General features: G+C 41.5%; 9 protein-coding genes. 2 read left to right on the top strand and 7 right to left on the bottom strand.

All coding sequences use genetic code 11. The annotated features are described in order from the left end of the window. Positions 1-12 precede the first annotated feature (12 nt). The 4 genes from GSQ19_RS18100 to GSQ19_RS18085 form a co-directional block, all read right to left on the bottom strand. Complete coding sequence (locus tag GSQ19_RS18100) at positions 13-531, bottom strand: hypothetical protein (RefSeq protein ID WP_011319317.1); 519 nt, start codon at positions 529-531, stop codon at positions 13-15. 8 nt (positions 532-539) lie between these two features. After that, complete coding sequence (locus GSQ19_RS18095) at positions 540-1,799, bottom strand: AAA family ATPase (RefSeq protein ID WP_011319316.1); 1,260 nt, start codon at positions 1,797-1,799, stop codon at positions 540-542. Between the two features lie 245 nt (positions 1,800-2,044). Beyond that, a complete protein-coding gene (locus GSQ19_RS18090) occupies positions 2,045-5,308 on the bottom strand; it encodes an efflux RND transporter permease subunit (RefSeq protein WP_011319315.1) in 3,264 nt (1,087 codons plus the stop codon). 118 nt (positions 5,309-5,426) lie between these two features. Then, positions 5,427-6,842: an efflux RND transporter periplasmic adaptor subunit gene (locus tag GSQ19_RS18085; protein ID WP_011319314.1), complete on the bottom strand. Its 1,416-nt coding sequence runs from the start codon at positions 6,840-6,842 to the stop codon at positions 5,427-5,429. Positions 6,843-7,386: 544 nt separating this feature from the next. Between GSQ19_RS18085 and GSQ19_RS18080 the strand changes: the two genes are divergently transcribed. After that, on the top strand, positions 7,387-7,923 hold the full coding sequence (locus GSQ19_RS18080) for a phycobiliprotein lyase (protein WP_011319313.1): 537 nt from the start codon (positions 7,387-7,389) through the stop codon (positions 7,921-7,923). Positions 7,924-8,034: 111 nt separating this feature from the next. Here the strand turns inward: GSQ19_RS18080 and GSQ19_RS18075 are convergent, their stop codons facing one another. The 3 genes from GSQ19_RS18075 to psaK (GSQ19_RS18065) form a co-directional block, all read right to left on the bottom strand. Continuing rightward, complete coding sequence (locus GSQ19_RS18075; RefSeq protein ID WP_011319312.1) at positions 8,035-9,813, bottom strand: choice-of-anchor I family protein; 1,779 nt, start codon at positions 9,811-9,813, stop codon at positions 8,035-8,037. A gap of 426 nt (positions 9,814-10,239) precedes the next feature. After that, positions 10,240-10,518: a photosystem I reaction center subunit PsaK gene (psaK, locus tag GSQ19_RS18070; RefSeq protein WP_185478743.1), complete on the bottom strand. Its 279-nt coding sequence runs from the start codon at positions 10,516-10,518 to the stop codon at positions 10,240-10,242. 247 nt (positions 10,519-10,765) lie between these two features. Continuing rightward, positions 10,766-11,020 (bottom strand): photosystem I reaction center subunit PsaK, encoded by a 255-nt coding sequence (gene psaK, locus GSQ19_RS18065; protein ID WP_011319310.1) that lies wholly within the window; start codon positions 11,018-11,020, stop codon positions 10,766-10,768. A gap of 128 nt (positions 11,021-11,148) precedes the next feature. Between psaK (GSQ19_RS18065) and GSQ19_RS18060 the strand changes: the two genes are divergently transcribed. Beyond that, positions 11,149-11,781 carry a phosphoribosylanthranilate isomerase gene (locus GSQ19_RS18060; protein WP_011319309.1) on the top strand — a complete coding sequence of 211 codons (633 nt, stop codon included), beginning with the start codon at positions 11,149-11,151 and terminating at the stop codon, positions 11,779-11,781. The last annotated feature ends 6 nt before the right edge of the window (positions 11,782-11,787 follow it).

Below are 11,787 nucleotides of genomic sequence, written 5' to 3'. Positions count from 1 at the left end.
CTATTTCTACACTTACCGACGACTACTACGGCGTGTGGGTGGTGATGGTGGGGGTGGTTCCTGAGATTTCAGTTTGTCGTCATCAGTCAGAAACTCCACATGGTAGCCTTTTTGGTGATAATGCCAGCCCAAGAGAACGATACTAGCATCACCCATAGAAGTTTTTTCTACAGCTTGATTAGGAAATTGCTCCGCCAGTTTTTTGAGTTCATCTGCTTCCCAAAGGACAATTTGCTCACGGAAAGCAGCCCAAGGGCTTGTTTCATCAGCCGCATAAGTAATGATGTTGGCAAATTGTCTAGCAGTTATGAGTTTAGCTGCTGAATCGTTTGTTTTCGCTTGTGCGATATGGTTACCTGTTTCGATAATCGTAGCTAAAGGAAGCACTAAGGTAGTGGACTTGGCGCTTTCTTCCTGAATTTTCTGATTTACAAGTTCAAAATTCCATTTATTGTTGCCAGCAGTTTCCTTACCTGGAACTTTTAACCAAACACATAGCAGGGATGTATCGATGAGCAATACCTTTCTCATAGGAATAATTATTCACTATGAGAAAGGCTTCTTTCAATTGCCCCCTTAGTTGTCATTTCACCTAAGGAATAGGATGCAAATAACTTGGAAAAATTATCAATATTTTCTAACAAAGTTAGCTTACTCTCTCCTGTTTCTGCATCACGGTGAGCTACAACTACAAATGGAACTGTATCCGGGCCTAAAGCATCAAGTAAGGCAGGATTATGTGTGGTAAGTAAAATATCAATATTTCTTTTACTGCCAATCTCTCTGAGTATTTTGACAAGTAATTTGGCGCGGGAGGGATGTAAACCGTTATCTATTTCCTCAATGACAATTTGACTACCTTCTGGTCGAGTTAGTAAAGCTGTGAGAATTGCCAGGAAACGTAGAGTTCCATCTGACATACTTCTCGCATCAATATCTGTGCTATGTCCGGGTTTCCATTCTTCCTGACAGTAAAGCATGGCATCTGTGCCAAATCTACCAACTTTCTCTGCCCATACTTTTTTAATATCACCTTCTGGTAAATCTTTAATATAAGTAGATAGTGTTAATTCAATTTCTAATTTTAGGTCATCTGGTAATGCTGCTAAAACACCTGCAATGTTGGAAGCATCACTTTCTAAATCATCAGCCAGTCTGGAATAATTACGCATATTAGAAGCTATAGGATTTAAGATAAAAATATTTTTTAGACTGGCAACAACAAACTTACAAGCTTTATTTCTGAATGGCAAGAGAACATTATTTAGTGTTTCTAGAAAATCTTTATCCCCTAATAGAATATTTTGATCTGGTGGAAAAAATTGCATGAGATCATTAATATCTACATGAAGTTCTAAATTTTCTAAGCCACTTTTTGTAGGAAAAATAGGGTTTTTTACGGTAAGATGTTTTTTATTATAGACTACATTATCTTGATTTATATTTTCAAATGTAATTTGTTCTTGTATTACTCTGACTTCAGGTATGGTTTGTATTTGTACAGTATATAAATAATCTTGTGTTTCATCCTCACCCTGAATTAAAGTTTGTAATGTAAATCCAGTTTCTTGTTTTCTAGCAGCCCACTCAACACCGCCACGAATGGATACAAGTGTTTTGTCTCCTGCTAAAGCTGCTTCAACATTTTCGCCTCTAGCTATTCTTTGCAAAAATTCTAAAGCTTCAACTACATTAGATTTGCCACTTGCGTTTGTACCAATAAGAACTGTTAACGGGTCGAGTGGAAGTTCTGCATAACGGAAACTTTTCCAATTTTCAAGGATGAGTTGTTTAAGCATGACCAACTCCAATAAAGTATTGACTGACTGGGAATTATAACTAAATAATCTAAGTCAGCTTTTGCAGACTAAATATCTTAGGATAGTATTCCAGTGCTTTACTTAATGTAACGTTGTTCAGTCGCACGCTCAATCAATAAATGCGATCGCCTGTCCTTAAGCTATGACGGCTTTAAATCACATAATCATATATGAGTTTCGTTGACGGTGAACAGTCAACCGTCAACGTGATTACAGCTAATTTTTTACAAAGTGAACCTTTTCCTCCAAACCCGCCACCAAATAAATACTGGCTTACTCCAAGCTCCACTCAATAAATCATGGAGTAGGGTGTAAAAGCAGGGGATGATGAATAGTGTGAGTAATGTTGCTAAGGATAAACCGGAAAACACTACTACACCCAATGGTTGGAGAAATTCTGAGCCTTCACCGATTCCTAATGCTAGGGGAAACATCCCTAAAACAGTAGTAATGGTGGTCATTAATATGGGACGTAAGCGTTGGGGTGCAGCTTGCAAAATGGCAGTGCGGCGATCAACTTTGTCGCGATCGCGGATTTGATTTGCCAATTCCACCATGATGATGGCATTATTGACGACAATTCCCACTAATAGAACTGCACCGACGATGACGGTTGCACCAATGGCAGTATTGGTAATGTAAAGTCCGAAAATCCCGCCTGCTAGTGCTAGGGGAATGGTAAACATAATTACTAGCGGGTCAATGAGGGAATTGTACTGCACTGCCATGACGACGAAAACGAGAAAGCTAGCTAATCCGCCTAATAGTTGCAGTGAACTTTGTAGTTGCCGATTGGATTCTGCGGCGGCGCTTGGTAAAACACTTACGCCTTCCGGTAATTCTAGGTTACTAATGACGTTATTTACCTGTTCGATGGCGCGACTTAAACTAGCTCCTTCAGTTAAATTTCCGGCAAATATGATAACTTGGCGTTGGTTAATACGCTGAATCTCTCCCGGTGCTTGGGCTTCGACAATTTTGGCGACATCACTGAGGCGAACTTGCCGATTGTTGCCAACAAATAAAGGTAGTCTTTGTAGTTGGGAACCTGTTTGTACTGCTGACTCATTTAACTGTACTCGCACATCTACCAAGCGGTTGCCGCGTTGCAGTTGTGTGGGTACGCTGCCTTCTAGGGCGGTCTGAATTGTGTCTCCGATATCTCTAGTAGTTAGTCCTAATGCAGAAACTCTTTCCCAGTCGGGCAAGATTTGAATTTCTGGTTGTCGTTCATCAGCATCGGGACGAAATCTCACTTGGGTGGCTTGTTCTTCTAAGGCTGCTAGTACCTGACGGCTGGCTTGTTGTAATGTGTCTGCATTAGTACCCTGGAGAATCACATCAACGTCGGCATTGCGTACAGGAGAGTTATTGGTAATTAAACCCCGTACTTGACCAGGAGCCAAGCGTAAACGAATACCTGCTAAATTTAGTTTATTTAATTCTTGGGTAACTCGTTCGACATAAGTATCTACATTAGTGCCTGGTTTGAGGGTGATGGTGCTGGTACCTCGTAAGGGGTTAGCATTGGTATTAGTGCCAAATAAAGCACCACCGGCAGTCGTGAAAGTATATTCTGTTTCTGGCTGTTGCCGAATGATTTCATCCACCGCGCTCATGACTTTGCTATTAGTCTCTAAGGGCGTGCCGGGTGGGAACTGAGCGAATAAGCTGGCTTGTCCTGTACTAATACGGGGGAGGATTTGTTGGGGAATTTGGGGAGCCATCCATAAACTACCACCACCAAACAGGAGAATGGCGATCGCTACTGTGACTAATCGCCAGCGTAAGATGCCAGCTAAAAATCTACCATATCCTCTCGTAGCTGCTTCAAAACGCTCATTGAATTTTCGTAATGGCCAAAAGTTGCTCAAGCCACTGGAAAATTTCCAGCCTAATAAACGAGAAGCAAGCATTGGCACAACTGTTACAGCAATGACGATAGAAGCGGCAACAGAAAAGGTGATGGTGAGAATTAGTTCGTTAAATAATAAGGCTATAAATCCACCAATAAGTAAAAACGGCAACACTGCCACTAAGTTTGTACTCGTAGAAGCAACTAGAGCCGATTCGACTTCTTGGCTGCTGGTTTCTGCTTGAGCAATTAGTTGCTTGTGACTGAGTCTGCTTTTACTATCCTTACCAGGAGTCATGCCCACGCCTTCGGCAATGCTCTCCAACATGACGATGGAGTTGTCTACGACTATACCCACGCCCAAGGCTAAACCACCTAAACTAAAGACGTTGATGGATAAGCCGAATAACCCCATCAAGATGATGGCGGCTAGGGTGGCTAGAGGGATGGCGATAACGATAATAAAGGTCTGTCGTAAGGAACCAAGGAAGAGAAGGACAGCGATCGCCGCTAATGCTGTTCCTATCAATCCAGAACTGGTAACATTGGAGATAGAGTTACGGATAAATCTCGATTCATCTAAGGTAGGTGTAATCACGGTACCTTCAGGAACTACGCTAGATTGTCGCAGTTCTTCTAAACGTTTTTTTACAGCATCAACAACATTAATAGTGTTAGCATCTGGTTGCTTTTGAACACTGACTTTGACTGCCGGCTCACCGTTGAGTGAGACATATATCCGTTGTTGTTCTGAACCATCTATAATTTGGGCAAAGTCCCGGAGATAAACGCGGCGGTTGTTAATGGTTGATGGTTGACTGTTGACTGTTGACTGTTGACTGGGATTTGAGGAAGCTGTTGAGGAGACCTCAAAGGACAAATTTCTGAGTTCGTCGGCACTTTGAAAGCGTCCAACAGTACGGGTTAAAGGTTCGGAATTTTGTCCTAAAATCCGACCACCAGAAATATCAACGTTGCGGTTTCTGAGTTCATCTAGAACATCATTTAAACCTACACCCAAAGCTTGCAAGCGGTCTAAATCAATATTAACTCTAACTTCTTCTTGCACTCCGCCCGATACGTCTACCCCAGCTACTCCAGGAACAACACCCAATTCGCGGGCTAGTTCTTCTTCTGCAAACACTCGTAAATCTAGCCCTTCTAAGGAGGGGGATGTTAAGGCGAATTCATATACTGGTAACTGGGAAGGATCGATTTTGAACAGACGCGGTTCTTCAATTGTGTCTGGTAAGCCGTTTCTCGCTCTGTTGAAAGCCGCAGTAGCATCATTGAGAGCTTGGTCAATATTACCTCCTGGTTGAAAGAACAAATCCAAACTGACTTGTCCCTCACGAGTTTGAGAAAAAATCTGTACCACACCTTCTGTTGCCGAGAAGGCTTCTTCCAAAGGTCTAGTCACTTCATCAATTGCTACCTCCGGGGAAACTCCAGGTGCTTCTATGCGTACACCAATGCGGGGATAGGTAATTGAGGGTAATAAATCTACGGGCAAATTGATAATGAAAAATACACCCAGCACCATAACTGCTAAGGTGAGCATGAGTGTACCGATATGTTGGCGAATTGATACGGTACTAATACTAAATCCGCCACTTTTATTTACTTGCTGCATGAGTCGCTGCGCTCCAATTCAAAATTCGTCTTGGAAAGTTTGCTCAACGGGGGGAACCCCTGCACCGCAACTTTCCGCAAAATTAAAAATTCCCAACCTAAATCTTTACTTTGAATTTTTAATTCCTCGCAGGGTTTCGCTCTGAAAGAATTGAAAGACGTACATTTTCCCCATCTTTTAAGGGTCTACCACTACGTGCGACGTATTGCTCTCCAGGTTGTAAGCCAGATAAAATTTCTACTTTGCCATCAGCACTTTTTCCTAAAGTGACTGTACGGGCTGTGACAGTTGGCTTGCCTTGGCTATCCGTAACTACGTACAGTGTGCCGTTTTGATTTTGTGATTGTCTTGGGGTTTTTGGGGCGGATTGCTGGTTTCTGCCTTCCCTTTGAATGGCTGTTTGTGAGACTACCACTCGTTCTGGAGTTTGACTGGCAAAGTTAACTCTTGCTAGCAATCCACTACCAATATTGCCTTGACTATTAGGAATTACTACTTCTACTGGTATTAAACGAGCTGTAGCATCGGCGGTGGGGGAAATACGGGTGACTCTACCAGTGATTTCTCGGTCTGGGAAGGCATCTAAGCGTACTTGTACAGATTGTCCGACTTGAATTTGTCCTAGTTCTAATTCGGAGACTTGCACTACTACTTTAATTTGGCTCAAGTCAGCAATTTTTAAAACTTCTCCTCCAGCTTGTAAGAGATTACCTGGCTCTGTGACTCTCTCGGTGATCACACCATTAAGGGGGGATGTGAGGCGTGTATATGAGCGGCGTTCTTTTGTTTGGGCAACTACGGCTTTTTGGGCAAATACTCTACCTTTGGCAGCCGCAACTGCTTGTTCTTCGGTTCGGACTTGCTCAGTAGCTGCGCGGAGTGCTTGAGTAGCTGTTTTTGCTTGTGTCCGTGCTTGCTCGGCGGCTTGCTCGGATATAGCTCCTTCTTTAAATAATCTCTCTTGACGTTGGGCATCTGCTTCAGCCTGTACTACTTCGAGTCTTGCCCGTTCCACTTGGGTGCGGGCATTACTTACCTGGGTTGTCGCTCTAGCTACTTCTGATTCCAAAGCTGCGAGTTCGGCTTCTGCTTGCTTGAGGTCTGTGGATAATATGATGTCATCTAGTTGTCCGACGTTCTGCCCTCGTCTAACTGTGTCACCTACATCTAAGTTCAAAGCTAAGAGTCTGGCTTCTACCTGCGATCGCAACGATATTGTTCTAAATGGTGTGGTTGTACCTGTATACTCTGGTTGTGTCTCTAGCCTCTCTCTACGGGCGATCGCCACATCTACAGGTGCTACCCCACCTCGTTCTCCACCTCTACGTTGCTGAGATTGGGCTTCGGCTGTTTCTTTGGGTAAAGAACCGCAACTTGCTGTTAGTACACCCACACTCAACAAACAAGCAACAAATAAGCTATGTTTTGCACATTGCCAGTCAGGAAATATCTGTCTGTGGGCAGATATTTCACCGCTAAATTGTAATTTTGTATTTATTAACTGGCTTGTCGCTGGGTAAGTTTGCTGTTTCATGATTTTTGCTGTGGATTTTGGTTGAAAATCATTTATGGTTTGTTTCCTTGTTTGTGGAAGCTTTTAAAATAACAGCCTTTTTTACCTAGCAATCATGTACATATCATGCTGGCTGAAAAATAATATTGAGAATAAACCAAGTTTATCCAAGAACTTTTTTGTGTCAAACGTTACTACTTTTACGAGATAAAGTCAAAACAGATTTAGCTACTACTCTATTTACGCAATTGCAGGATTGTGTTTGATATTTGATTTGGCTATGTAAGGTGTATGAATTTTTTATATCGGTATGAAAGTTATTTCCGTTAGGGAACTTTAAGAAACTAAAATTAGTCTCTAACTTTTTTCCCTAAAAAATATCAGGTGCAAATATTTAGCTTTACTAAATATACACAAATATTAGCAAAAACACTAGCAATGTTATAGGCAATTCTGAAAGATTTCGGTAATATATTAAATTTTCTGAACATAAATTGCTTTTAGCTACGATATATTATATAGACAAAATCAATTATTTCTGCCTTTTAGGTGAGGACAATCACGAGTGAAATCGCTGTCAAAACTTGCACACACCGTTGATGAATCCCAAATCATCGAGTTTTTTCAAGAGTCGGTTGGTCAGTGGCGTTCGCAAAGGCGTTATTATACTCTCCCTGACGGTGAAACCAAGGAGATGGTGAGTATGATTACTATCCGATTTTTGGAACAAGGTTGCGATGAATTACAAGAACTGGCTCAGATACATGAATTAGCTGAGTCAGTTTTTTTGATCTGTGGTGCAGAGGTGACATGGTGCAGTACAGATGTTCTAAAAAACAGGAGTGAGTCTCAAGGTTCCACACTATTTGGTGCTTTAGGAAACACCTTGTACCGCGATCGCGGTTTTGCCACATCTAAACCAGTCACAGCCCAGTATAATTTTCCTAACCCCAAAACCTTATATTTGCGAACCGAATACAATGGTTCAGTATTTGAGGAAGAATTAAAGTTAATTGGTAGCAAATATCGCACCAGACAAACTATTATTTCTCGTGCTGGTGAGCAATTAATGATAGGTCAGTATATAGAAAAGAGAATATAGGACTACTATTTGATTGGTGAATTATATGTAGCAATGCCCACCATATCCGGGTTTTGGTGGGCATTGCCCACCCTACAGATACTTACTTTCCGAATTGCTAATTGGTATAACTTAGCGTTTGCGCTTTACTCTCAGGATGGTAGTTGAAACAACAGCACCTAAAGCAAGCATAGTTCCGGGTTCAGGGACTGTTTCTATATCCAGAGAGTAGATGGTAGTTGTTCCACTGATCTCATTGGCGGTAATTAACAAAGGCTTCTGATTGGGACTATCAGCAGCTGAGATAAATAGTAAGCCTTCTGGGCCTAAATCTCCGGCTAATGGGTTAGTCTTACCACCTGGATTTTGTAAAGGAACTGTAAAATCACGATTGTTAGCATAGTCTACAAAAACAGGTTTGGCTGGGTTAGTAATGTCATATACCATCACACCTCCCACCCGTTCCAAGCCAACAAAGGCGTAAAAGCGACCGTTAATTTTGGCAATCTTTACGTCTTCTGGTTCTGGCCCTTTGTCATCGCTACGGGTATCAAAACTATTCTCAGTATTATTTGAGTTGAAAAACGCGGGTAGACGTTGGGCAATAATTTGTTCAAATTGGTCGCCACTATCAAACACTAACTTTAACTTACCCGTAGTCTGATCCGATTCCCAAATAGAGAAAGAACGCGCACCATAGGAGTAAATCTTTTCAAACGAACCATTTTTGTTTTCATCGCCTAAAGTTCTAGTGACATTGAGACGACCTAAATTAGCAGTGTTTTTTAAAACACTAGCATTCGGAAACACTGTAGGATCAAGCAGATACTGATTACTACCCAGGCGCACTACTTCACTGAAACCAGCGTAATCCCTGGCATCACCTTCATTAGCGGTGACAATATAAGTCTTGCCATTCACTGTATAGGAAGCTATGCCATCGGGTTGATACATTCCCAAGACAGGCCAATTAGAGATATTAATAGCATTATCGCGATCGCTAGCATCAAAACCATTCCCTGGCAGGCTATGATCCTTAAAGCCCAAAGGGTTGATATTGGTAATCTCATTTGTAATCAGGTCTAAGGTGGCGATCGCATTATTTTCTTGCAACGATATCCAAGCCTTAGTAGAATCAGGGGAAACGGTTATATACTCTGGCTCTAAATCCTGAGCAACAGTAGCGTTAGGGCCAAAAATTCTTACTCCACCTGCCCGTAACTGATCGATTTGACTGTTGAATTGACTAAAACCAGCATGGATGACACTAAAGTCAGCTATATTAATAATGCTAACTGAGCCTTCTGGATCAACTGTATAGTTGGTATTCGGTTCACCTTCATTGGCTACTAAGACACGTTTGCCATCTGGTGTAAAAGTGAGCATATCTGGCAATGCTCCAACATTTACAGAATTGATTAAGTTGCCATTAACATCAAAAAATACAGCTTTACCCGGATTTTGGGGCGTGAAATCTTCAATAGCTGCGGCCAGTAAGCCATTCTTAAAAGCGACGCTATTAACCCCTCTACCGTAGTCTTGAATACCGATATTAAACAAGAATGAGGGTTTAGTCGGATCACTAATACTGATGACATCAATACTACTAGTCCCCCCATTAACCACAAATAGCCTTTGACTTACAGGATCATAAGCTGGAATTTCTGCACCACCCTGCTCAAATAGACCTGTACTATAAGTACCTATCGGTTTGAGGGTAGTTGCTTCTGCTGGAGCCAACATTGCTCCTAACAGAATAAAAGATGGAGCTATTATGGCGATAAGCTTTTGGATAGTCATGGTTTGGATATAATAACTAATGCCTGATTTGTTGATGTTGTGCCACAAATTCGTAGCACGAAAACTTCCCCACAAGCCTGAAATGAAGGCTGGCGGAGTTTTATTACTCATTGCTGAGTAGACTAAATTAGTCGGAAGTTTTCAGATGAAATTGAGTTGACTGTCAATTACAGGTACATCCGAGAATTTATTGGTCAAAAGTTAAGGTAAATATAAATTTAGGTTAACTGAAGATTAACGACCGTATTTTTACGTATTCTTTATTTAAATCAATGAAAAATTATCATAACTATCATTCTTCTCTGCCAGCAACTTCAAATAAGTGAGAATTATTACTCTCTCTCTGCCAAATATTTACGGGCTACACACAAAAAATAAAAAATATACAAGGGTGCGTCAGTATGAATAATTTCTGAATGTAGTTAGGTTCTATCGCACTGACGCACTCTACCAAACCATCAATTTTGGATAACTTATTTTTTGGTTTTCCTATAGACCGTAGCCTGAGAGGAGAGGGTGAGATTGCAGATAAGTTAATTAAATAACACCAAGATTAGTCAATCCCAACACGGCAGCAACGCCAATAATGTGACCAAAACTCATAGATGCCAAAAATGTGGCAACGCTGGGATTATTGAAAATTGAAGGGAAGGGCAAAGGCATCTTTGTCCCTACATGGGGATAGCGAATCGACCTGCCGGCAATTAAAAGCACTAATAGACAACTAGCGATGATAATAAATGTGCCATTCCAGTTCCAGGTTGTACCTGTGTTGGGTACGGTGGCTTGAGCCGCTATGAGGATTGATGAGAGCATAGTTCTTTCTCCTGCATGAATAAATTGATTTAGCTGATTAGTTAACAGCAACATCAATACTCCGCTTGGTGAAGCCGCAGAATCCTCTCTCAAAAGAAAGGTTCAACTCTCCTTCTAAAGTTGGGGTAATGATGTAAAAGCTAACTGCACCCAAATGGCAAGTTTAATCGCTGGAGAAAGAACAGAAATTATTTGTAAACTTGAATTCGTTAAAACCAGAAATTTCCAGTCTTAGCGATATCCAATTCTACAGACGACCAATATTAGTCAACCCCAAGACGATACCAATGCCAAGAACATGACCAAAAGCCATTGCACCGATAAAGGTGGGAACGCTAATAGGCAACCCAGGGAATTTGGGGCCTACTTGGGGATATTCAACTTTGAGAGCGAACAAAAGAGCTACCACACTGCTAGCACTAATGATAATGCCTACGGTTGGCGACCATTCAGGGGTTGCAGGTACAGTTGCAGCTACTGCTAATAAGGTTGATGAAATCAAGCTTTTGTCTCCTAAATATCTAGGGCAAAGTTAATCTAGACCTAGAAAATTATAGAGTTAGTTAGGACACAACCGAACTTAATCAATCAAAATTCGACTTTTTTTAGTTCTCAATATGGGAAATTGTTATGCGTGTGAAAATTTGCGGCATCACTCAACCACAACAGTCAGTAGCGATCGCCTCTTTGGGTGCAACAGCGCTAGGATTTATATGTGTACCTTCTTCACCGCGTTACGTTACAGCCGCACAAATTTGGGCAGCAGTAGCACCACTACCCAAAAATATTGATAAAATCGGCGTTTTCGCCAATAGCAGTATTGCGGAAATTAAACAAACAGTGATTGATTGTGGCTTAACTGGTGTGCAGTTACATGGTGACGAAACCCCAGAGTTTTGCGACCAATTACGGCGATCGCTTCCCCAAGTAGAAATCCTCAAAGCTTTGCGAGTTCGCAGTCTTGAGCATCTGGAGCAAGCAATTATTTATACTCAATATATAAATACTTTATTACTTGATGCCTATCATCCCCAGCAATTGGGTGGGACTGGTCAAACTTTAGATTGGCAAATGTTACACAAATTTCACCCAAGTTGCCCTTGGTTACTAGCGGGGGGACTGACACCAGACAATATTTTAGAAGCTTTAAGCCAACTTAATCCTGATGGCATTGATTTATCTAGCGGTGTCGAACGGAAACCAGGGGACAAAGATTTAGATAAAGTTGCACTACTTTTTGAAAAATTGGGGAGTAGGAATTAGGGAGTG

The organism is Trichormus variabilis 0441 (assembly GCF_009856605.1).
GTDB lineage: Bacteria > Cyanobacteriota > Cyanobacteriia > Cyanobacteriales > Nostocaceae > Trichormus > Trichormus variabilis.
This window is presented reverse-complemented; position numbering and strand designations above follow the sequence as displayed.